The organism is Halopelagius fulvigenes (genome assembly GCF_055398025.1).
The window spans coordinates 931388-952729 of sequence record NZ_AP043846.1; the positions used below are offsets into that span (position 1 = coordinate 931388).

24 protein-coding genes are annotated in these 21342 nt (G+C 67.6%); 12 read left to right on the plus strand and 12 right to left on the minus strand.

Annotation, left to right across the window (positions count from 1 at the left end; translation table 11 throughout):
- The first annotated feature begins 43 nt into the window (after positions 1 to 43).
- Complete coding sequence (locus ACZ522_RS09340) at positions 44 to 787, plus strand: CPBP family intramembrane glutamic endopeptidase (RefSeq protein WP_379692666.1); 744 nt, start codon at positions 44 to 46, stop codon at positions 785 to 787.
- A 360-nt stretch (positions 788 to 1147) separates the two neighbouring features.
- Here the strand turns inward: ACZ522_RS09340 and ACZ522_RS09345 are convergent, their stop codons facing one another.
- Together ACZ522_RS09345 and ACZ522_RS09350 are read right to left on the minus strand one after the other, a co-directional pair.
- Positions 1148 to 1606: an NOB1 family endonuclease gene (locus ACZ522_RS09345; protein ID WP_379692665.1), complete on the minus strand. Its 459-nt coding sequence runs from the start codon at positions 1604 to 1606 to the stop codon at positions 1148 to 1150.
- A 9-nt stretch (positions 1607 to 1615) separates the two neighbouring features.
- Complete coding sequence (locus ACZ522_RS09350) at positions 1616 to 1861, minus strand: PRC-barrel domain-containing protein (protein WP_379692664.1); 246 nt, start codon at positions 1859 to 1861, stop codon at positions 1616 to 1618.
- A 230-nt stretch (positions 1862 to 2091) separates the two neighbouring features.
- Here ACZ522_RS09350 and infB point away from each other — a divergent pair, with 230 nt between their 5' ends.
- Both infB and ACZ522_RS09360 read left to right on the plus strand, forming a co-directional pair.
- Positions 2092 to 3912: a translation initiation factor IF-2 gene (infB, locus tag ACZ522_RS09355; RefSeq protein ID WP_379692663.1), complete on the plus strand. Its 1821-nt coding sequence runs from the start codon at positions 2092 to 2094 to the stop codon at positions 3910 to 3912.
- A gap of 50 nt (positions 3913 to 3962) precedes the next feature.
- Complete coding sequence (locus ACZ522_RS09360; RefSeq protein WP_379692662.1) at positions 3963 to 4154, plus strand: hypothetical protein; 192 nt, start codon at positions 3963 to 3965, stop codon at positions 4152 to 4154.
- 28 nt (positions 4155 to 4182) lie between these two features.
- Here the strand turns inward: ACZ522_RS09360 and ACZ522_RS09365 are convergent, their stop codons facing one another.
- From ACZ522_RS09365 to ACZ522_RS09375, 3 genes are all read right to left on the minus strand, one after another.
- The gene (locus tag ACZ522_RS09365; protein ID WP_379692661.1) at positions 4183 to 4308 is read right to left on the minus strand and encodes a hypothetical protein; all 126 of its coding nucleotides are present in this window, start codon (positions 4306 to 4308) and stop codon (positions 4183 to 4185) included.
- Between the two features lie 9 nt (positions 4309 to 4317).
- Positions 4318 to 4596, minus strand: coding sequence for a HalOD1 output domain-containing protein (locus ACZ522_RS09370; RefSeq protein WP_379692660.1), 279 nt, complete (start codon positions 4594 to 4596; stop codon positions 4318 to 4320).
- 81 nt (positions 4597 to 4677) lie between these two features.
- The gene (locus ACZ522_RS09375) at positions 4678 to 5154 is read right to left on the minus strand and encodes an Lrp/AsnC family transcriptional regulator (RefSeq protein ID WP_379692658.1); all 477 of its coding nucleotides are present in this window, start codon (positions 5152 to 5154) and stop codon (positions 4678 to 4680) included.
- Positions 5155 to 5307: 153 nt separating this feature from the next.
- Between ACZ522_RS09375 and ACZ522_RS09380 the strand changes: the two genes are divergently transcribed.
- Positions 5308 to 5544 (plus strand): DUF8015 family protein, encoded by a 237-nt coding sequence (locus ACZ522_RS09380; RefSeq protein WP_379692657.1) that lies wholly within the window; start codon positions 5308 to 5310, stop codon positions 5542 to 5544.
- Between the two features lie 102 nt (positions 5545 to 5646).
- Here the strand turns inward: ACZ522_RS09380 and ACZ522_RS09385 are convergent, their stop codons facing one another.
- From ACZ522_RS09385 to ACZ522_RS09400, 4 genes are all read right to left on the minus strand, one after another.
- Positions 5647 to 6027, minus strand: coding sequence for a DUF5811 family protein (locus tag ACZ522_RS09385; protein ID WP_379692655.1), 381 nt, complete (start codon positions 6025 to 6027; stop codon positions 5647 to 5649).
- Between the two features lie 64 nt (positions 6028 to 6091).
- Complete coding sequence (locus ACZ522_RS09390; protein WP_379692654.1) at positions 6092 to 6562, minus strand: pyruvoyl-dependent arginine decarboxylase; 471 nt, start codon at positions 6560 to 6562, stop codon at positions 6092 to 6094.
- A gap of 55 nt (positions 6563 to 6617) precedes the next feature.
- A complete protein-coding gene (pan2, locus tag ACZ522_RS09395) occupies positions 6618 to 7847 on the minus strand; it encodes a proteasome-activating nucleotidase Pan2 (RefSeq protein ID WP_379692652.1) in 1230 nt (409 codons plus the stop codon).
- Positions 7848 to 8217: 370 nt separating this feature from the next.
- Complete coding sequence (locus tag ACZ522_RS09400) at positions 8218 to 8682, minus strand: deoxyuridine 5'-triphosphate nucleotidohydrolase (protein WP_464391805.1); 465 nt, start codon at positions 8680 to 8682, stop codon at positions 8218 to 8220.
- Between the two features lie 197 nt (positions 8683 to 8879).
- Here ACZ522_RS09400 and ACZ522_RS09405 point away from each other — a divergent pair, with 197 nt between their 5' ends.
- From ACZ522_RS09405 to ACZ522_RS09440, 8 genes are all read left to right on the plus strand, one after another.
- Complete coding sequence (locus tag ACZ522_RS09405) at positions 8880 to 10859, plus strand: aconitate hydratase (protein ID WP_379692650.1); 1980 nt, start codon at positions 8880 to 8882, stop codon at positions 10857 to 10859.
- Positions 10860 to 10998: 139 nt separating this feature from the next.
- Positions 10999 to 11538 (plus strand): ribosomal protein S18-alanine N-acetyltransferase, encoded by a 540-nt coding sequence (gene rimI / locus ACZ522_RS09410; protein ID WP_379692649.1) that lies wholly within the window; start codon positions 10999 to 11001, stop codon positions 11536 to 11538.
- A gap of 71 nt (positions 11539 to 11609) precedes the next feature.
- On the plus strand, positions 11610 to 14828 hold the full coding sequence (locus tag ACZ522_RS09415) for a bacterio-opsin activator domain-containing protein (protein WP_379692648.1): 3219 nt from the start codon (positions 11610 to 11612) through the stop codon (positions 14826 to 14828).
- Positions 14829 to 14961: 133 nt separating this feature from the next.
- On the plus strand, positions 14962 to 15315 hold the full coding sequence (locus tag ACZ522_RS09420) for a HalOD1 output domain-containing protein (protein ID WP_379692646.1): 354 nt from the start codon (positions 14962 to 14964) through the stop codon (positions 15313 to 15315).
- A 109-nt stretch (positions 15316 to 15424) separates the two neighbouring features.
- The gene (locus ACZ522_RS09425; protein WP_464391806.1) at positions 15425 to 15868 is read left to right on the plus strand and encodes a DUF5810 domain-containing protein; all 444 of its coding nucleotides are present in this window, start codon (positions 15425 to 15427) and stop codon (positions 15866 to 15868) included.
- A 113-nt stretch (positions 15869 to 15981) separates the two neighbouring features.
- Positions 15982 to 16452 (plus strand): DUF5809 family protein, encoded by a 471-nt coding sequence (locus ACZ522_RS09430; protein ID WP_379692642.1) that lies wholly within the window; start codon positions 15982 to 15984, stop codon positions 16450 to 16452.
- Positions 16453 to 16496: 44 nt separating this feature from the next.
- Complete coding sequence (locus ACZ522_RS09435; protein ID WP_379692640.1) at positions 16497 to 17060, plus strand: NUDIX hydrolase; 564 nt, start codon at positions 16497 to 16499, stop codon at positions 17058 to 17060.
- Between the two features lie 67 nt (positions 17061 to 17127).
- Positions 17128 to 17499 carry a rhodanese-like domain-containing protein gene (locus ACZ522_RS09440; RefSeq protein ID WP_379692638.1) on the plus strand — a complete coding sequence of 124 codons (372 nt, stop codon included), beginning with the start codon at positions 17128 to 17130 and terminating at the stop codon, positions 17497 to 17499.
- A gap of 154 nt (positions 17500 to 17653) precedes the next feature.
- Here the strand turns inward: ACZ522_RS09440 and yciH are convergent, their stop codons facing one another.
- The 3 genes from yciH to ACZ522_RS09455 form a co-directional block, all read right to left on the minus strand.
- Complete coding sequence (gene yciH, locus ACZ522_RS09445; protein WP_379692637.1) at positions 17654 to 17947, minus strand: stress response translation initiation inhibitor YciH; 294 nt, start codon at positions 17945 to 17947, stop codon at positions 17654 to 17656.
- A 132-nt stretch (positions 17948 to 18079) separates the two neighbouring features.
- Positions 18080 to 20323 (minus strand): transglutaminase TgpA family protein, encoded by a 2244-nt coding sequence (locus tag ACZ522_RS09450; RefSeq protein ID WP_379692636.1) that lies wholly within the window; start codon positions 20321 to 20323, stop codon positions 18080 to 18082.
- Entirely contained in the window at positions 20320 to 21342 is a 1023-nt protein-coding gene (locus ACZ522_RS09455) for a DUF58 domain-containing protein (RefSeq protein WP_379692634.1), read from the minus strand. Before ACZ522_RS09455 ends, ACZ522_RS09450 begins: the two co-directional genes overlap by 4 nt.

The following is a 21342-nucleotide window of genomic DNA, read 5'->3' on the forward strand; positions in this document are numbered from 1 at the left end:
TGATTCTATCCGCCGCGGCGGCCTACCGACTGCCGTCTTCGCCATGGCAACCGATCCTCAAGCCTCGTCGCTCCACGACGCGCGGACGCACCTCCGGGCGTTCGGTGGGGCGTTCGTCGTCGTCGGCCTCGCGATCCTCGCCGCCGGCATCTTCATCTCGCTCGGCCGACCCCTCATCGAAGCGTTCGGCGTCGCGCCGGAGAGCGCACTCGGACGCGCGTTGATCAGCGCCGCGCAGTTCGTCGGGTTCGGCGTGGCCGCCGTCGGCTACCTCGTCGTGACGGATCAACGCGAGTTGGTGTCCGTCCGCGCGCCGACGGCCCGCGACGCGGCGTGGGTGGCCGGCGGCCTGTTGGGACTCGTCGGCCTCTACCTCGCTATCGTGTTCGGGATGAATGCGCTCGGCATCGAGATGGCCGGAAGCAACCTCGTCGCGCAGGGGCAGGACGAACCGGTGTACTACCTCTACCTGATTCCGGTGACCGTTCTGTTGGTGGGGCCGACGGAGGAACTCGTCTTCCGCGGCGTCGTGCAGGGGTCGTTCCGCCGCGCCTACGGCACCGCGTTCGGTATCGTCGCCGCCAGCGCCGTCTTCGCGGCCATCCACTGGAGTTCCTTCTCGGGGAGCGGTCGGTTCGTCACCCTCGGCGTCATCCTCCTCCTCGGCGCGACGCTGGGGACGGTGTACGAGAAGACGGAGAACCTGTTCGTGCCCGCGGCGGTCCACGGCCTGTTCAACACCGTCCAGTTCGCGTACGTGTACGCGACGGCGACCCACCTTTTTTGAGGGGGTCCTCGCGCGCCGGAGGCGCGCTCGAACCCCCTCCAAAGATCTGGACCAAAAAGTGCCGCGAGGGGTCGCTTCGCTCGCCTCGCGGTACAGGACAGAGTCGTTACTCGTCCCAGATGCAGATACGTAACCGATGCGCGGAAATCGGTGATCCAAGAACAGGTCGCACTACCGTCTCGTACCGCGAGCGAGGCCGGAGTTCCCGTGAGCCGAAGGCGAACGGGAGCGCGGAAGAACCCCGTTCTTCCGAAGGCCGAGCCTCGCGGCCTTTTTCCCTCCAGGTTTTTGCGGGGAGGGTTCCCGCAGTGCGCCGGAGGCGCGCGAGGAAACCCTCCGCGTGAAAAGGTGGGTGGGCGGTTACGCCGGGTTCTTCCGCGCGAGGTCCATCCCGCAGACGGGACAGCGGTCCTTGTTGTCGTCGAACTCGCGCCCGCAGCCCTGACACTGGTACTTCCAGTTTCGCTGCTCGGAGATGCCGTCCTGCGCGATGACTTCGACCTGCACGTTGAGTTTGTCGGCGACGTTCTGCATCGCGTAGTCGTCGGTCACGAGGACGCCGTCGAGTTCGAAGGCGGCGGCCAGAAGGCGGATGTCGGTGTCCGAGAGCGTCTCCCGGTCGCCCGTCTCACCCGCCGCGCGGCGGACTTTCTCGACGGTGCCCGAGGCGGGGATGTGGATGTGCATCCCGGAGCCTTCCATCGCGTCGAAGCGGAAGGACGCCTCTCCCTCCAACTCCTCGTTGACCATGGGGATAGAGGCCGTCTGTTCTGTGGTGTGGTACTCGTTGATGAACGCAGAAGAATCGAGGATGTGCATCGGCGTCGATTAGCGTTGGATGACGATGTAGTCCTTGACCGCCTGCACGCGGGAGACGGGGACGCGGAATCGACCTCGGTCGTCCTGTTCGAACGCGAACTGTCCCGGGCGAACCTCGTCGTTCGGGGAGACGAGCAAGTCGTGTAGCGCGCCGGTCTTCAAGTCCATCGTGATGTTGTACAACTGTCCTAGCTCGGTTCCGTCCGAGCCCATGACGGCCTTCCCCGAGAGGTTTTCGGCGAGTATGTCGGCCATGCAGGTGCATACCGTGTAGCCCCACATAAACTCCACGGGCCGTCTGACGACCGGCCGACGAATCCGGCGGCGAGGACCGCCGAGCGCTCGAGCACCCCGAACCGTGCTATCAGTCCCCGAGGGAGCGGAAGACGCCGTTTCCGACGCGAACGCCGCCCGGACGTGACGATGGACTTAACTGCGATCCCGAACAGGCTACGGACAAGAGAACTTCTCCGGGGTGATTCTTCATGTCTGACACAGACTCCGACGCCGACGCGAACTCAGCCGCAGAACCGAACACGCTCCGCACCCCCATCGTCGCCGTTCTCGGGCACGTCGACCACGGGAAAACGACCCTGCTCGACAAGATACGCGGCTCCGCCGTCAGCGAGGGCGAGGCGGGCGCTATCACCCAGCACATCGGCGCGACGGCCGTCCCCTTGGAGACGGTGTCCGAGATGGCGGGCAGTCTCGTGGACCCCAGCGACTTCGACCTGCCGGGACTGCTGTTCATCGACACGCCGGGGCACCACTCCTTTACGACGCTGCGGTCCCGCGGCGGCGCACTCGCCGACATCGCCATCGTCGTCGTGGACGTCAACGACGGGTTCCAACCGCAGACCATCGAGGCCCTCGACATCCTCAAGCGGACGGGCACGCCGTTCGTCGTCGCCGCGAACAAGATAGACACGACGCCCGGGTGGAACCCCCACGAGGGCGCGCCCATCCAGCAGACGTACGAAAAGCAGTCGCAGAACGCCAGCCAGCGACTCGACTCGAACCTCTACGAGATAATCGGGAACCTCTCGGACGAGGGGTTCTCCGCGGACCTCTACTGGCGCGTCCAGAACTTCCAGAAGAACGTCGGCGTCGTCCCCATCTCCGCCATCACGAGCGAGGGGATTCCGGACCTGCTCGCGGTGCTCATGGGCCTCTCCCAGCGCTACATGAAAGAGCAGATGGAGATAGACGTCGCCGGCCCCGGCGCGGGGACGGTCCTCGAAGTCAAGGACGAACGTGGGTTCGGGACGACGCTCGACGTGGTGCTGTACGACGGGACCATCGCCGAGGACGACACCGTCGTCGTCGGCGGGATGGACGGCCCCATCGTGACGGACGTGCGGGCCCTCCTGCAACCGCGCCCGAACGCCGAGATTCGGACCGAGAAGCGCTTCAACAAAGTGGACTCCGTCACCGCCGCCTCCGGTATCAAAATCGCCGCGCCGGACCTCGAACTGGCGATGGCCGGCGCGCCGATTCGCGTCGTCCGCGACCGAGAGCTAGACGACGTCATCGCGGAAGTCGAGGCCGAACTCGCCGAGATAGAGGTGGACACCGAGGAGGAGGGCGTCGTCGTGAAAGCCGACACCCTCGGCAGTCTCGAAGCGATGGCGAACGCGCTGAAGGAGGCCGAAGTGCCCGTCCTCCGCGCCGAAGTCGGCGACATCGCGCCGCGCGACGTGGCCATCGCCTCGACGGCCCGCGAGGACGAACACAAGGTCATCCTCGGCTTCAACGTGGACGTCCTGCCGAACGCGAAGAAGGAACTCGACGAGAACGACGTGCGCCTGTTCGACGACGACGTCATCTACCAGCTCATCGAGGACTACGAGGAGTTCGTCGAGGAGCGAAAACGCGCCCAACAGGAGACGGTGCTCGACAAGATAGTCCGGCCCTGCCGGTTCCGCATCCTCGAAGACCACGTGTTCCGGCAGTCGAGTCCGGCCGTCGTCGGCGTGGAGATACTCTCCGGGACCCTGAAAAACAACACGCACATCGCGAAGTGGGAGGGGAACGAACCGAAGCGCGTCGGTCAACTCTCCGGCATCCAACAACAGGGCGAGGACGTCTCGAAGGCCCGCGCGGGCAAGCGCGTCTCCGTCGCCATCGACGGGCCGACGGTCGGCCGCCAGATAGAGGAGGGCGACGAACTGTGGGTCCAACTCCCCGAGAAGCACGCGAAGATTCTCGAACAGGAGCTGTCCGACGACATCCCGGCGGACGAACTGGAGGCCCTCACGGGCTATCTCGATAAGCACCGCCAACGCGACCCCTTCTGGGGGAAGTGACGGCCTAACGGACGTACTCGTTTTTGTGCGTTCCGCGCGAACGCGCTCGCATGGTGTCCCGAGAGAACAAGGTCATACTGGGGTTCGGAGCGTTGGCGCTTCTCCTCTCGGCGGTCGGGTCGCAGTTCGTGTGGTGGAACTCGTGGATGTTCGTCGCCGTCGTCGTCGTCGTCGGCGTCCTGTTCCCGTTGGCCGTCAACGACGGCTTCGAGGAGGAGGAAGAAGAGGAGGCGGAGGAGTAGCGCGGACCCGCCGGCGGCGGCGTCCCCGTCACTCGAAACTGAACTCCGCGCCGCCGCAGTTCGGACACTCGTCGCGTCCCAGCGGCGTCGGGCCGAGCGATTCGAGGGCTAACAGTGCGAGTCCGCACTCAGCGCATCTGACGTTCTTCGGCACCGTCCTACGTCACACCCTGACGGCGTCGCCGCCGGACGAGTTCCCGAGCTTGCGGACGCGAACGTTGCCGTCGCCGTCGACGGTAACGTCGTAACCGAGGTAGGTGAAGGAGATCTCGGCCACACCGCCGAACGCGACGAGCTGTTCGAGGGCGTCGGGGTCGACGGACTCGTACAACGGCGGCATCGAGAGCACGTCCGTCCCTTCGCGGTCCGCAACCGAGATGAGAATACGTTCGGTGACGCTGTCGGCGGCGTCTGCGCGGAGAGAATTTCGAGTGTAGACCATCGCCTCTTCGTACGCCACTAGAGTATAAAAACGTGACTGACAATATAAAAGAGATTAATTTTCCTCAATTCTCATCCAGTATTAATCGTCGGACGCGAGTTCCGACGAGAATCCGCTGAACGCCTGTCGATGGTGGTCCGAGATGAGGTGTTCCCGCTCGATTCGGAGTCCGAGGTCCTCGATGTCGTAGGCGAGGTTGGTGACGTCGTCTTTGGCTCTCGCCGCCGCGATGACGTAGACGTTCTCGTTGCCGGTCATGAGGGAGATGACTTCGACGACGCCGGGGTACTTCCGAACGTCGGCGGCCAGTCGGGCGCGTTCGGCGACGCGCGCCGTGCAGACGAACATGAACAGGTGCTGAATCCCCGCGTTGTCGTAGTTGACGTTCGCCTGATAGTCCTCGATGATGCCCTCCTCCTCCATCTTCCGGATGCGGTTGCGGACGGTGTTGTCCGAGACGTCCACCGCGTCCGCGATGTCGGTTATCGCGCGCCGACCGTCGCGTTGGAGGTGAAATAGGATGGCTTGATCCACGACGTCCAGCGGAGACGGATCCATACCCCGCCTTCGCCCCTCCCGGACAAACGTGCTTCGGCGGGGCCGACCTCGAAGCGCCTCGTAAGTTATGGAGACGTTCGGCGGATAGGCTATCGCGGTTCGGAGTAATATTTACTACGGAGCCGTCCATACGTTACGTCGGAGGTGAGTTACATGAGCACGAGACAGACACCGACCGGTGAAGCGATAGTACCGACGTTCGAGTCGGAGTACGACGTTCTGCTGCTGTTGTTGCCGCTTCCGCTGATGCTGGGCGTGGTCGGTGCCGTGCTCACGTCCGTTCCGGTCGCCGTCGGCGCGGGCGTCGGCGGTCTCCCCTCGGCGGCGTTGCTCGCCTACGGCCTGTTCGTGAAGCCGCCGATGCCCGACCGCCTCGGCCGACGCGGATGAGGCCGCGACCGCTCGGTACGGTCGCGATAGAACCGTCTCGTTCGAGCGTCGCTCTCTCGGTTTTCGCAGAATAGCGTGACGCGTTCGTCGCGCGGAGACGCCTCAGCGAGCGGTCGGCGTGAGTTCGTCGCCGACTGCGTTCATGACCTGAAACGCCGCGGAGGCGGCGAGTCCGCGAGCCACTTCGTCTCTGTCGTCGTCGGTGAGACCCGACTCCAAGTCGTTCTCGTCGGGGGTGAAACCGGCGCTGACCGGCCGGCCGACGGGCGGGTGGACGGCCACCGTCGCCTGCGGACCGTTGCTGCCGTAGGAGAGTTCCGACCCGATGGCGTACCCCTCCGGAAGATACGACTGCGTGCGGGAGACGATTCCCGCGACGGCCTCGCGCAGCGTCCGGACCTGTTCTGTCGAGAGGTCGTCCTCGCTCGGACGGCCCGCATCGACGACGCCGGGAGAACCCGCGTAGGGGTTGTTTCCGTTCATGAGGATAAGTCACTCTTCATAAGCGTAGTACGCTGATAAAGCCGTCGAAGGGTGCGAAACTCTATCACAGTATCGGCTCGCTCTCGCCGTAGGCGGCGACGGTGACCGCCGTGGTGTACCCCTCGCCGTCGGCCTCCGCGGCGGTGATAACGACGCGTTCGTCGTCGAACTCCCACTCGCGGAGGCCGCGGCCCGCCGCCAACCCGTCTTCGACCGCCCGCCGGACCGCCTCGGGGTCCTCGCCCGACGCCTCGTAGAAGAGGCCCGGTCCCGGTCCGGTCGCCCACCCGAGTCCGGCGGCGACGGTGCCCTCCTCGGCCGTCGTCGCCCGCGCCTGCACGACCGTCAGGCGATTGCCCGCCGGGCCGAGGTTCGGCGCGGTGTCGACCTCCTCGACGGACGCGCCCTCGGGGACGATGGAGGAGACGGTGACGAGGTTGTAGTTGTGCACGTTGGCCGCGGCCAAGGCGGCGTCGTACGACGCCATCTTGGTGGGCGCAGTGCCCACGCCGCGAACCACGTAGATTGTGCTCATCGTCGGAGAACGGCGGCGCGGGAAATAAGGAGTTACGAAAGTAAGGCGTCGGGAGTCAGTACTGGTAGTCGGTGTGGCCCGGAAGCGTCGTCGAGTCGTCGGTGGATTCGAGTTTCTCGTAGGCGGCCTCGAAGTCCGCGCGGGTGACCTCCGTCCGTTCGTCGCGGATGGCGAACATCCCCGCCTCGGTGGCGAGGGAGGCGATGTCCGCGCCGGAGTAGTCCTCCAGTTTCTCCGCGAAGTCCGCGAAGTCCACGTCGTCGGCGACGTTCATGTCGCGGGTGTGAATCTCCAGGATCTTCTGGCGACCCTCCGGCGCGGGCTTGGGCACCTCGATGAGGCGGTCGAACCGACCGGGGCGGAGGATGGCCTCGTCGAGCATGTCGAAGCGGTTCGTCGCGGCCATGATGCGAATCTCGCCGCGGTCGTCGAAGCCGTCCATCTCCGAGAGCAACTGCATCATCGTCCGTTGGACCTCCGCGTCGCCGGACGTCTTCGAGTCCGTCCGCTTCGAGGCGACGGCGTCTATCTCGTCAATGAAGATGACGGCGGGTTCGCGGTCCGCGGCGAGTTCGAACAGGTCGCGGACGAGGCGGGAGCCCTCGCCGATGAACTTCCGGACGAGTTCCGACCCGGCCATCTTGATGAACGTCGCGTCCGTCTCGTTGGCGACGGCCTTCGCCAGCATCGTCTTCCCGGTGCCCGGCGGGCCGTACAGGAGGACGCCGGACGGCGGGTCGACGCCGACTTCCTCGAACATCTCGGGGTTCTTGAGGGGGTCCTCGACCGCTTCGCGGACCTCCCGGACCTGTTCGTCGATGCCGCCGATGTCCTCGTACCGGACGTCGGGCGACCGGTCGACCTCCATCGCCTGCGCGCGCGAGTCCGTCTCGTCGTCCAACAGCGTCTGGATGGCGAAGGAGTCGTTGATGGCGACGCGGTCGCCGGACTCGACTTCGGCATCGAGGTGCGGCGAGGCGTCGGTCAGCACCTCCTGGTTGTTACCGTGCTGTTTGATGACGACGCCGTCGTCGGTCACCTCTTCGACCGTCGCGACGTACAGCGACGACGTTTTCAGCGCCTCGTTGCGGTTCTTCAGCTGTTCGACTTCCTCCTTCAACTCCTCGCGTCTGTCGAGCGCCTCCGAGAGTCGGTCGTCGAGCTCGTCGTTCACCGCGACGAGACGCTCGAAGTGCTGCCTGATAGCCGACAGGCGCTCGGCCTCGGACATCTCCGGGTCGAGGTCCAGACGAGGGCGTTCAGGGAGAGAGGGGCTTCTGGACATCAGTTGCACAACCTTTGGAGTCGCGCGTAAATGTGCCTTTGGGTACCCCAAGTCGTTTGTGGCGGCCTATTTCGACGGAGAACGCGCAGGAAAACGGGACATTCGCAACCCGCCGGACGGGGACGTGTCGAACGCGCGTCAAGAACCGCGGGACGGGTCGTCGGCCCGGCGAAACGCCGACCGGACGGCGCTCTCTCCGGGTCGTCCACCGGAACGACGCGGGGACTCAATTGATTCTTCGCGCGCGTACCCAGAGAAGTAACGAACCACGCGGACGCGGTCGATAATCCACGGATCGGGAACTCGTCGGCGACGGCCGCCGGGTTCGGCGTCTCGAAGAACGTCGGTCGGGAGCGTTCGGGGTCGAGGCTCAGTCCACGCGTTCGCCCTGATACGACCCGTCGTACGTCCCCTCGTGGTCGGCCTCGGCGAGAACTAGCTGCGCGACGCGCGCGCCGCGTTCGAGTTCTATCTCGTGGTGAACCTCCAACAGGCCCTCGCCCTTCCCCTCGTATCCGGCGTCCCAGACGGCGGTGTCGAGCATGCAGGAGTTTCGCATCAGCGACGAACGGGGGTAGAGAAAGCCGACGTGTCCCTCGGGGATGCGGATGGTCTCGGCGTACTGGAGGACGTACCCGCCGGGCGAGAGGTGGTAGACGCCATCTTCGGTGTCCAGTTCCCGCCTCTCGCCGATTCGTTTCCCGTCCACGCCGATTCTCCCGGGTTCGACCTGTTCGAGGACGGCGGCGACGGTCAGGTCCACGCCGTTCGGTTGCACCTGCGAGTCGTCTATCGGGTCGATGCGGTCCGCGACGAATCCTCCGGAGCGAAACATAGCGGGAGAGTCTCGGCGACCGAAAAAGCGCTGTCGTTGTCTCCGCGACAGTCATATCAGCCTGAAGATACAAAAAATCGAACGACGGAGGCGTTGTTCATGATTGTCGTAGATATTCTTCTTATGCGTATAAGGAACATACCTCTATCCTCAAACACGCGGGATTTATAATCGTAGACGGCCGACTCCGACACGTTATGGGACAGACGCTTACTGAAAAAATACTCGACGACCATCTCGTCGAGGGCGAGCTCGAGCCCGGCGAGGAAATCGGAATCGAAATCGACCAGGTCCTCACGCAGGACACCACGGGGACGATGGTCTGGCTCCAGTTCGAGGCGCTCGGCCTCGACGAACAGCAGACCGAACTGGCCGCGCAGTACTGCGACCACCAGACGTACCAGTTCGACTTCAAGAACACCGACGACCACCGCTTCCTCCGCTCGGCGGCGGGCACGTACGGTGCGCACTTCTCCCGACCGGGCAACGGTATCTGCCACAACGTCCACAAGGAGAACTTCGCCGCGCCCGGAAAGACGCTCCTCGGCTCCGACTCTCACACGCCGACGCCCGGCGGCCTCGGCGAACTCGCCATCGGCGCCGGTGGCCTCGACATCGCAGTCGCCATGGGCGGCGGCGCGTACTACGTCGAGATGCCGGAAGTCGTCAACGTCCGCCTCGAAGGCGAACTGCCCGACTGGGCGTCCGCGAAGGACGTCATCCTCGAGATGCTCCGTCGCCTCTCCGTGAAGGGCGGCGTCGGCAAGGTGTTCGAGTACACCGGCCCCGGCGCGGAGTCGCTCTCGGTGCCCGAGCGTACCACCATCACCAACATGGGGACGGAACTCGGCGCCACCTCGTCCATCTTCGAGACGGACGAGAAGACGAAGGACTACCTCGCCCGACAGGACCGCGAGGACGAGTACGTCGAACTCAAGGCCGACGAGGACGCCGAGTACGCCGACGAAGTCGTCATCGACCTCTCGGAGATCGAACCGCTCATCGCCAAGCCGTCGATGCCCGACAACGTCGTCCCCGTCCGCGAAGTCGAGGGGACGGAAGTCGACCAGGTCATCGTCGGTTCCTGTACCAACGGCGGCTACGAGGACATCCTCCCGGCCGCGAAGATGGTCAAGGGCCGCGAAGTCGCAAAGAGCACCGACCTCATCGTCGCGCCCGGTTCGAAGCAGGCCAGCGAGATTCTCGCCCGCGAAGGCTGGACCGCCGAGATGATGGCGGCCGGCGTCAACGTCTCCGAGGCGACCTGCGGGCCGTGCATCGGCATCGGCCACGTCCCGGCTTCGGACTCGGTCTCCGTCCGGACGTTCAACCGCAACTTCGAGGGTCGCTCCGGCATCGAGGACGACTCGGTCTTCCTCGCCTCGCCGCAGGTCGCCGCCGCGGCCGCGCTAAAGGGCGAGATCGTCGACCCCCGCGACCTCGCGGACGAACTCGACGACCTGGAAGCGCCCGGCGTCGAACTCCCCGACCAGTACGACGCGTCGAAGGCGGACCTCATCGCGCCCGACGAGGCCATCGACGACGAACTCATCAAGGGCCCCAACATCGGCGAAGTGCCGCTGAAGGACCCCCTCCAAGCGAACATCGAGGGTGAGGCGCTCCTGAAGATGGAGGACAACATCACGACGGACCACATCATCCCGGCGACGTCCGACATCCTCAAGTTCCGCTCGAACATCGAGCGTCTCTCTGAGTTCACGCTCTCGCGCGTCGACGACACGTTCGCTCAGCGCGCGAAGCAGGCCGACAGCGGCTTCCTCGTCGCGGGCGAGAATTACGGTCAGGGATCCTCCCGGGAACACGCCGCGATGTGCCCGATGTACCTCGGCATCGAGGGCGTCCTCGCGCAGTCATTCGCGCGCATCCACAAGGCGAACCTGTTCAACTTCGGCATCGTCCCCCTCGCCATCGACGAGGAGACGTACGAGAAGATAGAGCAGGGCGACGACATCGCAATCGTCGACGACGTCGCCGAAGCCGTCGAATCCGGTCAGGAAGAGTTCACGGTCCGCGTGAACGACGACTGGGAGGCGACGGCGACGCTCGACGCGTCCGAACGCGAACGTCACATCCTCACCGCCGGCGGCAAGCTGTCGCTGACGAAGCAGCAGAACGAGGAAGACTCCTCCGGCGGCGCCGCGCCCGCGGACGACTGAACTCCCGTTCCGCGCCGACCATCGTCCCATTCTTTCGGTTCTCTTCCGGTAGCGTCCGGTCCGTCTCGTCCGTTCGACTCCCCCGCCGTCGTCCCCGGAGTCGTCGCGTTTTTGCGCCCGTCTCGCGTACGTGCCGACAGTGAACGAGAGGTCACGGGACCCGGACGGGACCGACCGGAACGCGCGGGCCGACGGGTCGGGCCCGGACGCCGCCGCGCCGGAGAACACGGTCGTTCGGAGGGCGACGCGGTCGGACCTCCTCGACGTCTACCGCATCGAGAAGAGCTCGTTCTCCCAGCCGTGGCCCTACTCGGCGTTCGAGACGTTCCTCGACGAACCGGGCTTTCTCGTCGCCGTCCGCGGGGCGGCGGTGGTGGGCTACGTCGTCTCGGACGTGATGCCGAACCACGGGCGGGGTATCGGACACGTCAAGGACATCGCCGTCCGCCCCGACGCGCGCGGGGCGGGACTCGGCCGCTACCTCCTCGAACGCGCCCTCGTCGCGTTGGCCATCGACGGCGCGACGCTCGTAAAACTGGAGGTGCGCATCGGCAACGAACCCGCGATATCGCTGTACCGCGACGTTGGGTTCGAGCCGGCGCGCCGCGTCCCCGGCTACTACGCCGACGGCGAGGACGCGTTCCTGATGGTGTTAGACCTCGACGCGTGGCAGGCCTGAGCGGATCGACGCCGCGCGACTCGCCCCGCCGGGCGATAAGGTGATACCCCCGCGTAGCCGACGAGCATCTAGTGACCGACAGGAACACCATCCTCGTCGTCGGCGACCCGCCCGCCCTCTTCGGCGCGGCGTTCGACGCCGTCCTCGGAGATCCGACCCTCTGGCGGGCGTCGGCGGACGACGCGGCGGCGCGCGTCGGCGACGTGGACGAGGGACGAGTAGACTGCATCGTCGGGGCCGTGCCGCCCGAGGCGCGAGCGAAGCTGGTCTCCGACGTGCGGGAACGGGAGCCGGGGCTGCCCGTCATCCTCGTCGTGGACCCCGACGAGGAGGAGGGCGGCCGGGAGGCGTTCGACGCCGGGGCGACGGACTATCTCGCCGCGCGCGGCACCGACGCGGAGGCGACGTGGCTGGCGCACCGCGTTCAGGCGGCCGTCGAGGCCCACCGGAGCGACCGAGAGCGGACGCGCCGCATCGCCCAACAGTACGTCATCTCGGACCTCGGCGCGTTCGCCCTCTCGGGGCCGACGTACGAGCGACTGTTCGAGGAGACGGTCGAACGACTCGCGGCGGCGTTGGACGCGGCGTACATCGCGGTCGGTCGGCACCGCCCGTCCGTCGGCGACGTGGAACTGCTCGCCGTCGAGGGGTGGCCCCAAAGTTACGTCGGCGGCGTCTCCCTCGGACCGGGCACGCACGCCGAACGGACGCTGTGGGCCGACGGCGCACTCGTCTCCGACAGGGTGTTCCTCGACGACCGCTTCGACTCCAGCGCGTTGGAGGACTCCGCGAACATCCAGAGCGGACTGAGCGTCGCCATCGAGGGACGCGACGGGCCGTGGGGCGTCATCACGGCGCACTCTGAGAAGCCGGGGATGTTCGACGAGACGGACGGGCGCTTCATCGAGAACATCGCGAGGCTCGTCGGCGCGGCCATCGAACGGCAGACGCTCCGCTCGACGCTCGAAGAGGTGTTTGAGCGCATCGGGGAGGGCGTCTACGGCCTCGACGAGGAGTGGCGGATAACGTCCGCGAACCCGAAGGCGGCCCGCCTCCTCGGCGCGGAGTCCGAGGACGTGGTCGGCCGGAGCGTCTGGACCCTCTTCGAGGACGACTACGTCCGCGCGCAGTACGAACGCGCCCGCTACAAGCGCGAACCGACGACGTTCGAGGCGGTGTACCCCCCGACGGGCGCGTGGTACGAACACCGGGTGTACCCGTCTCGAAACGGCGTCTCCGTCTACCTGACCGACGTAACCGAACGGCGGGAGCGCGAACTCGAACTGCTCCGCTACGAGTGGATGGTCGAGACGGCCGACGACGGCGTGTACGCCCTCGACGACGAGTTCCGCTTCGTCGAGGTGAACCAGGGGTTCGCCGACCTGTTCGGCCGGAGCAGGGAGGAACTGCTGGGGACGGCCGGCACGGACATCATGGACGAGGAGACGGCCGAGAAGATAGCGGAGCTGCGCCGGCAGTCCGCCGAGACGGGGGAGGCCGCCACCGTCGAGTTCCCGTTGGACCGACCGGACGGCAGTTCGGTCTGGATAGAGACGCGGTTCTCAGCGCTGTTCGAGACGGACGACGACGGCGAACGGCGGTTCGTCGGCACGGTCGGCATCTCGCGCGACGTGTCGGCGCGCCGGCGGCGCGAACGGTTGCTCACCACCCTGCAGGAGCACACGCGGTCGCTGACGCGCGTGACCGACTACGACGCGGCGGTCGAGCTGACGGTCGAAGCCTGCGAGGACCTCTTCGAACCGCTCTCCGTGGACTTCTTCGAGTACGACCCCGGAGAGCGGACGCTCCGCCCGCACCCGGCGTCGGACGCCGACCCGGACGAACTGGTCGCCCCCGGCGGGAACCCGTGTTGGCGCGCGTTCGCCGAGGAGAAGACGGTCATCGTGGACAGCGGAACCGGATGCGGACGGAACCTCGTCGCGGAGGCGGTGGGGCAGTACGGCGTCCTCTCCGTCGAGATGGACCGCGACACAGTCACCGACGAGTCGGGCACGGACGTGTTCCGACTGCTGGCCTCCACGATGAGCGAGATACTGTCCGTCGTCGAGGCGGAGGCCGCCCTCGGCGACAGGGACCGCAGGCTGGAGTCGCAGAACGAGCGCCTGACGAAGCTGAACCGCATCAACCGGACGATACGCGAGGTGACCGGAGCGGTCGTGCAGGCGGCGACGAGCGAGGAGGCCGCCGCCCGCGCCTGCGAGCGATTGGCCGATGCGCGACCCTACCGGTTCGCGTGGTTCTGCGAGATGGACGCCGCGACGGGGTCGCCGACGCCGACGACGACGAGCGGCGTCGAAGACGGCTACGCGCACCGCCTCGGCGAGGTCCTCTCGACCGACCCGTTCCCGGAAATCGTCGCCAACGCCGTCGAGAGCCTCTCCCCCGCGGTGGTGAAGAACGTGGTGGACGCGCCGGGGTGGGAGGCCCACAGGCGCGACGCCCTCTCGTACGGCTTCCAGTCTCTGGCCGTCGTCCCCGCGGGGGAGAGTCGCCTGCTCGTCGTCCACGGGACGGACGCCGACGCGTTCGCCGAGGAGGACGGCGAGATGCTGGCCGAACTCGGCGCGACGCTCGGAAACGTCATCGACCGACTCGGTCGGTCGCAGGCGATGCTCGCCGACCGGCGCACGGAGATCGAACTCGCGGTGACCGACGAACGGCAGTCGCTGCTCGCCCTCGCCCGCCAGACGGGCCGGGAGGTTCGCGTCACGGGCGTGATTCCGACCGCCGACGGCCGCTACCGGACGTTCGTCCAGACGCGGGCCGACCGCGAGGCGGTCGAAGAGGCGCTTCCCGCGGGGACGTCGCTCACGGAGCTCACCGACGGCGACGACGACGACGACCACCGCTACGAGATGCAGTTGCCGGACCGGGCGTCGTTCGAGGTGCTGTACGCCGGCGGCGGGCGACTGCGCGAGATGACGGCGACGGAAACCGCCTGTCGGGTCGTCGTCACCCTCCCCGAGAACGTCAACGTCCGCTCCGTGGTGGACGCGTTCTCGGCCATCCACCCGGAGACGACGCTCGTCTCGAAGCGCACCGTGACGAACCCGATAGAGACCGAAGACGGGTTCCGCGCGCGCCTCGAAGACGAGTGGACCGAGCGACAGAAGGAGGCGATAAGCGCCGCGTACCACGGCGGCTTCTACGAGTGGCCACGCCGCACCACCGCGACGACGTTGTCGGGCGTATTCGGCATCTCCTCGCCCACGTTCCAGTACCACCTCCGGGCCGCCGAGCGAAAGTTGGTCCGGACGGCGTTCGCGTGATCGGCGGAGAGGTACTATTCGAATAGAGTCGTCAGACGCGCTCGCACTACTATAGTAGAGGCGAGGACTAAGCCCAATGGAGGACTACTGAGAGTAACGGTTGCGGTCGGTACAGCAAATAATTGGCATACACATGGACGAAAAACGAGTCATAGGGGAACGAGTCGAACCGTACGAACGAAACGGCAGCGAGGAGCCGGTCGTTTTGCGACACGACTGGGAGGGCGCGACCGGCATCGCGGTCACCGTCGCGCGCGCGGTGGCGGAGGCGTGGACCGGCGACCAGACGGACGCGCTCTCGCTTCCGCCGGTCGGGTCCGTCGTCGACACCGACGCGCTCGAACGCCTTTTCGAGTCTCTCAACCGGAACCCTCCGGTCCGGAACCGCGACGAGAGCGAACTCGCCGTCGTCCAGTTCGGATACATCGGATACGAGGTCAGCGTGCGCGAAGACGGCCAGGTGACCGTCGAAGAGCCGCCGTACTGACCCCGTCGCCGAACGCCGGTAGCGGCCCGCCGGACTTCGTTCGGCGACTCGTTCTCCTCGACCCGGTTCGACCGCACGACCCTTGTACGACGGTCGCCAACGGACGACCATGGGGTACGCCTGCCCGGTCTGCGACACGCCGCAACGAGACGCAGAGCACCTCGCGAACCACGTCGCCTTCACCGCGATGCTCCACGGCGACGAACACGAGACGTGGCTCGACGAACACGTCCCCGAGTGGAGTTCGACGAACGCGGACGAACTGGGTCCGGTCGTCGCCGAGTACGCCGAGGAGACGGAGTACGAGGAGGTGTTCGAGGACACCGTCCACGACCACGGCGGACGCGGCCGCACCGGAGGCGACCACGGGTCGCCCTTCGAGGGAGGAGCCGAGACGAACCCCGGATTCAACGCGGCGGCGGCCGCCGGAATGGGCGGCGAAACGCTCGACGACGAGGCGCGCGCCGTCCTCGAAGAGGCGAAGGAACTGACGGAGCAGATGCGCGCGGAACGCGTCGCGGACGAGGACGAGGGCGAGACGGACGACGAGTGACCGTCGGCGCGGACGCGAGGCGGCCGACGCGGACGAACTCTTCTCTCGGCGCACCGCCCGCGGCGTCGAACGCGACGGAAAGCGGTTAGTGACCGCGCGGGAGACGAAGATGCATGGAGACCGAAGGGAGCCTCGAACCGGAGAGCGAGTCGGCCGCCGAGGCGGCGTTCGAGTCCGCCGGACCGACCGCGCAGTCGGTCGTCCGCGAGGTGGCGAAGGCGATGGAGTTCGATCGCGAGGAGTACCGCGAACGGGTGACCGGCGACGTGGTCGAGACGGCCCGGAACGTGCTGTTCGCGGAGCGACTCGCCGTCACCGTCGGCGCGCGCGAGGAGTTCGACGCGTGGTGCGAGGACCACCCGGAGTACGAGGTGACCGAACTGGGGAGTCCGTCGGTCGAACGCGTCGCCTGGCACGCCGCGCCGTTCGCCGGCGAAGTCGTCGCCGCCACGTTCCAGAACGAACGCGAGGCGGCCGTCGGAACGCTCCGCAGACGGGCGTTCGCCCGCCTCTATCGCCCGCGGTTCCAGGGGTCGGACGACGCCGGTGAGAACGAGGCGACGGACGACGCCCGATCCGCGTAGCCGCGAGTGGAACTAAGGGCGCGCGTCTCCGAGTGACGGCCGACATGGCCGAAGACGGACGGAGACACGAATCGTTGGCGGACCCGGAGTGGCCCGTCGTGGAGTCGGAGACGGAGTACGAGACGCCCTGGTACACCGGCGGGTACGACTTGGTGGAGCAACCCGACGGGAGCACGAACCGCTACTACTGGGCCGAACTGGCGACGGCGGTGGTCGTCGTCGCCGTCGAGGACGGGCAACTGCTGTTCGTCGAGCAGTACCGACCGACGGTGCGGGAGACGCAGTTGGAACTCCCGGCGGGCATCGTCGAGGAGGGCGAGTCCTACACCGCGGCGGCGGCGCGCGAACTCCGCGAGGAGACGGGCTTCGACCCCGCCGGAACGTCGGTCCTGCAGGACCTGTGGTGTTCGACCGGCCTCCTCCGGCACCGGCGCGCGTACGTCTTCGCGGAGGGTCTCACCCCGGTCGAACCGGAGTTGGACGAAAACGAGTTCCTCTCGGTCCGGTCCGTCCCCGTCGAGGAGGCGCTTTCCGTCGCGCGGGAGAGCCCGACGAACGACGCGACGGTCGAAGGCGTCCTCCTCGCCCGCGAGGAGGGACTGCTGTAGAACTGCGCGGAAACGAACGAGGGCGGCGAGAGGAGGACTTTTACCCCGCGACCGGCTTCTCGCGGATATGGACGGCGAAATCGACCCAGCAGAAGTCGAGACGCTCCTCGACGACGAGGACCCGCCGCGGGTCGTCGACATCCGCTCGCCCGGCAAGTTCTCCCGCGGGCACATCCCGGGGAGCCTCAACATCCCCTTCGGGGAACTGCCGACGCGCGTCGCCGAGATAGGCGACGCCGACCGAATCGTCACCGTCTGCCCACACGGCCAAGCGAGCGTGCAGGCCGCCCGCCTCATCAAGTCCTACGAGGGCACGGCGGACGCGCGCGTCGAGAGCATGGCCGGCGGACTCACCGAGTGGGACGGCCCCCTCGAAACGCGAAGCGAGACGGCCGACCCCGGCGCGAACGCCGACGAAGGACCGGAAGCCCCGTTCTGACGCGCGACTCGCCGTTCGACCGGCGTGCGCCCTCGGCGATAGATTCCGCGAAAACGGTGCGACCGCCCCTCGCTCCCGGGCGAACGGTCCGACCGCTGGCAAGGGGGGAGACGCTCCGAAAACGGCTCGACGCCGGACTGGGATTAGAGGACGGTCACGCGACGTTGAAGCCCTTCTCGCGGAGGAAGTCCTCCACGCGGCCGGTGTGGTTACCTTGGAGTTCGATGGAACCCTCTTCGACCGTGCCACCGCAGGCGAACTTCGACTTCAGGTCCGAAGACAGGCTGTCCATGTCCACGTCTTTGGGGTCGAACCCTTCGATGACCGTTACCTCTTTTCCGTAGCGACGCTCGTCGATGCGGATGGCTATCTCCTGAGACTCCTTGGCCACGTCTTCGCAGACGCAGAGTTCCTCAGGCAGCCCGCACGTCGAGCATACTTCCGACATTACGAGTTGAACGTACAAGACCGGGATATTAAACAGTATCGGGAACTCACCTCGCGCCGCACCGCCGTTCGGTCGTTCGGTTTTCGCCGCGCCGACGGACGCGACGGGGCGCGGACCTGTCAGCGGACCGCCTCAGTTCCGCCGGAGGCGACCGAGAACCGGCGTAGACTCCTTCACTAAGCGGTCTACGACGGCTATCGCCTCGTCCGCCTCCGCGCGGGTGACGCCGTCGCCGTACCGGGCGCGTTCGTACGTCTCGCTCACCCGGCGGGCGTCGTCGTCCAGCCCGACCCTGCGGAGCGACGAGACGTAGTCCCGCGGCGTCTCGCCGGTCCGCCGCGCCCGGTACCGCCGTTCGAGGAGGTATTCGAGCCGTCGGTACGCGCGGACGGCGTCCTCCGACGGGTCGTCGTGCGCGCCCTGGTACCTGAGCCAGACGAGGCGGTACGCCCGTCCGGCGACGCCCGTTCGTCGGGCCCCCGCGACGAGTCCGGCGAGGGCGACGAGTCCGAGCGCGAACGTCCGCCCCGGCGGCAGACTCGGGATGGGCGAGTTCCCGCCCGGTTCCGTCGTCGAGGTTTCGACGCCCGGCACCGCGTCGGGCGACGGGGTGACGCCGCCGGCGTTCTCGTCGTCCTCCGCGACGGTGGGCGTGGGCGTCTCGGAGTCCGACGCGTCGCCGGGGGCGGCGTCGGTGTCGGTGGTGGCGGGCACCTCCGTCGGCGTCGGCGTGGCGGTGCGCTCCGTCGCCTCCGTATCGACGCCCTCCTCGCCGTTCTGCCGCGCCTCCGTGAGGCGGGTGGACTCGGCCGTCTCCCGCGGCGTGGACGGCGTGGGGTCGAAGCGGACCCAGCCGACGTCCTCGAAGTACACCTCGACCCACGCGTGGGCGTCGAGGCCCCTGACGACGTACTGGCCCTCGCCGGTCCGTTCGCCGGGCGTGTACCCGGTGACGAAGCGGGCGGGGACGCCCTCCGAGCGCAGGAGGACGACCATCGTCGTGGCGTAGTAGACGCAGTACCCCGCGTCCATCTCGAACAGGAACGCGTCGGCGGTGTTGCCCGACGGTTGGCTGACCGACAGCGAGTAGCGCTTGTTCTCTTCGAGGTACGCCTCGATGGCGCGGGCCTTGTCGTAGGGGTTGTCCTCGTCGCCGGCTATCTCGTCGGCTTTCTGTCGGACGCGGTTCGGAGTGCTGTCGGGGAGTTGGAGGTACTGCTCCTCTATCACCTCGGGGTAGTCGGTTCCGGACCGGCGGAGTTCCTCGGTGGTGTAGAGCGGCATCTGGCTGGTGACGGTGTACTGCTCGCCGGAATCGAGCGACCGCGTCGGCCTGAGGTTCCCCTGTTGGGTCACCTCGGCGTCGGACGCCACGTCGCCGTCGAGTTCGACGGGCCGCCACGCCGCGGGGAGGATGGAGATGGTGTCCTTCGCGGTCACCGTCTGCTCGACCGTCCGGGACGCGCCGGGCGGCCCGCGCAACCGCCCGGAGTAGGGGTCGGTGCTGCCGGTCCGAACCCATCCGTCGCCCGTGTACCGGTCGTACGCCGCGGTCTCCCAGTACGACGGTTCGGAACTGTTGACGGTGAACCGGACCTTCGGCGACAGGCGGATGCTGCCGACCACGCCGATGCGGTCCTGCGCGTCCACGAGGTTCGCCTCCATCGTGGGCGATCCGCGGTTCGGGAGGAGGGGCGCGCCCTCCGCGCCGGGGACCACCGAGACGGTCGCCGCGGAGACGATCATCGCGGCCAAGAGTATCGTCATCACGTCGACCTGCGCGACGCCCGCGCCGTACCGTTCGAACGTCGCCGCCGCGACGGCGACGGTGCCGCCGACGACGCCGACGAGCGTCGTCAACTGCCCGGCGTCGCCCGTCAGGACGAACAGGGAGAGGGCGACGCCGCCGACGGCGACGGCGGCGACGTAGCGCCGCCGCAGCGCCAAGTACCACGAGAGGAACACCGGACCGGGGGTGATGGCCATCGCCCAGACGCTCGCCCCGGTCAGTCGCAGGACGGAGAGGCCGGTGAGGAGCGCGACGGTGTCCGCGAGGATTCGCCCGGGCGTGAGCAGTTCGAGTTGGCTCCGCGGCAGGGAGAACACGTAGAGGCCGAACCCGCCGACGAGGAGGCCGACGGCGACGAGGGCGGCGACGCGCACGCCGAGGAAGCGGCCGAACAGCGTCGCCAAGAGGAAGGCCCCGGCGGCGATGCCGAGGAAGGCGGTCCGACCGCCCACCACGTCCGTCACGTGATAGAGGACGCTCAGGTACGCGCCGGTCAGGACGAGGATGCTGCTGAGTGCGAGGGCGCGCGCGCCGGGGGTGCGGTCCGCCGAGAGCGACCCGAGGCGGTCCCGCGTCTCGGCGCTCACGCCGTCACCTCCTCGAAGCGGGCGGTTCGGTTCGCGTCGCCGCCTTCGAATCCGGTCGCTTCGCCGGACTCGTCGCCGACGAGGCTCTCGAACGTCGTCTCCTCGCCGCCCACGACGACGGCGGTGTTCGACTCGCCGGCGCGGACCACCACGTCCGCCGACTCGTTGGGGACGCGGCCGCTCTCGGCGCGGGCGAGGTGTTCGAGGAGCGTCCGTTCGTCGCCGACGGGCGCTTCGACGACGCCCGAGGGCGTCGAGAGCGTCACCGGCACCCCGTTCCGGACGAGGCGGACGGAGAGCGTCGCCGCCGCCTCGGCCATCCGGTCGCCCGCGGAGCGAACGCCGCCCGCGGACAGCAGGACGCTCTCCGTGTCGGACTCGGGGACGTACTCCTTGACGATGAGGTCGCTGCGCTTCGCGCTCGATTTCCAGTGGACGTCCCGGAGGGAGTCGCCGCGGGCGTACTCGCGGAGGTGGTCGAACTCGTCGCGGCGGTTCGACGGTTCGGGGTCGTGGAGCGACGAGAGGTCCTGCGTCGCGGAGCGCGTGAGTCGGCGGACGGGCGGGTAGACCACCACGGAGTCGGTTCCCCGGGCGACCATCTCGCGCTTCGCCAACCCGAGAACGTCCCGCGCGACGAGCGAGAGCGGTCCGATTTCGTGCTCGCCGCGCGTTCGGTACGTCACCCCGTACGAGACGGGCTCACCGCCGACGACGACGTCGAGCGTCGAGTCGCCGTCGAGTGCGGCGGGGAGTTCGTCCGTCACCGTCGCGGGGTAGCTCCGCTCGGACTCCAGAGAGAGCGTCACGGCGCCCGCGGTGCCGGGGAAGTCGGCGGCGGGCGTCCTGCGTTCGACGCGCGGCGGGTCGGCCCGGTACACCTGTACGGCCGCCGCCGCGAGGGCGACGACGGCGGGGAGGACCAGCGCGTTCAGCGCCCGCGGCCCGAACACCGCCGCGAGGACGACGCCCGAGGCGACGACAACGAGGAGCGCCACTCCGCGTCGAGTCGGGCGCAT

Coding starts and splice junctions, on each gene's coding strand:
- ACZ522_RS09390 (WP_379692654.1), bottom strand. CDS start 6,562: ATGAGCACAATCTACGTGGTTCGCGGCGTGGGCACTGCGCCCACCAAG.
- ACZ522_RS09425 (WP_464391806.1), top strand. CDS start 15,425: ATGGGGTACGCCTGCCCGGTCTGCGACACGCCGCAACGAGACGCAGAG.
- ACZ522_RS09455 (WP_379692634.1), bottom strand. CDS start 21,342: ATGCGCCCGACTCGACGCGGAGTGGCGCTCCTCGTTGTCGTCGCCTCG.
- ACZ522_RS09345 (WP_379692665.1), bottom strand. CDS start 1,606: ATGCACATCCTCGATTCTTCTGCGTTCATCAACGAGTACCACACCACA.
- ACZ522_RS09405 (WP_379692650.1), top strand. CDS start 8,880: ATGGGACAGACGCTTACTGAAAAAATACTCGACGACCATCTCGTCGAG.
- ACZ522_RS09385 (WP_379692655.1), bottom strand. CDS start 6,027: ATGAACGGAAACAACCCCTACGCGGGTTCTCCCGGCGTCGTCGATGCG.
- ACZ522_RS09375 (WP_379692658.1), bottom strand. CDS start 5,154: ATGGATCCGTCTCCGCTGGACGTCGTGGATCAAGCCATCCTATTTCAC.
- ACZ522_RS09435 (WP_379692640.1), top strand. CDS start 16,497: ATGGCCGAAGACGGACGGAGACACGAATCGTTGGCGGACCCGGAGTGG.
- ACZ522_RS09440 (WP_379692638.1), top strand. CDS start 17,128: ATGGACGGCGAAATCGACCCAGCAGAAGTCGAGACGCTCCTCGACGAC.
- ACZ522_RS09430 (WP_379692642.1), top strand. CDS start 15,982: ATGGAGACCGAAGGGAGCCTCGAACCGGAGAGCGAGTCGGCCGCCGAG.
- ACZ522_RS09350 (WP_379692664.1), bottom strand. CDS start 1,861: ATGGCCGACATACTCGCCGAAAACCTCTCGGGGAAGGCCGTCATGGGC.
- ACZ522_RS09360 (WP_379692662.1), top strand. CDS start 3,963: ATGGTGTCCCGAGAGAACAAGGTCATACTGGGGTTCGGAGCGTTGGCG.
- pan2 (WP_379692652.1), bottom strand. CDS start 7,847: ATGTCCAGAAGCCCCTCTCTCCCTGAACGCCCTCGTCTGGACCTCGAC.
- ACZ522_RS09380 (WP_379692657.1), top strand. CDS start 5,308: ATGAGCACGAGACAGACACCGACCGGTGAAGCGATAGTACCGACGTTC.
- ACZ522_RS09400 (WP_464391805.1), bottom strand. CDS start 8,682: ATGTTTCGCTCCGGAGGATTCGTCGCGGACCGCATCGACCCGATAGAC.
- ACZ522_RS09340 (WP_379692666.1), top strand. CDS start 44: ATGGCAACCGATCCTCAAGCCTCGTCGCTCCACGACGCGCGGACGCAC.
- yciH (WP_379692637.1), bottom strand. CDS start 17,947: ATGTCGGAAGTATGCTCGACGTGCGGGCTGCCTGAGGAACTCTGCGTC.
- ACZ522_RS09370 (WP_379692660.1), bottom strand. CDS start 4,596: ATGGTCTACACTCGAAATTCTCTCCGCGCAGACGCCGCCGACAGCGTC.
- infB (WP_379692663.1), top strand. CDS start 2,092: ATGTCTGACACAGACTCCGACGCCGACGCGAACTCAGCCGCAGAACCG.
- ACZ522_RS09420 (WP_379692646.1), top strand. CDS start 14,962: ATGGACGAAAAACGAGTCATAGGGGAACGAGTCGAACCGTACGAACGA.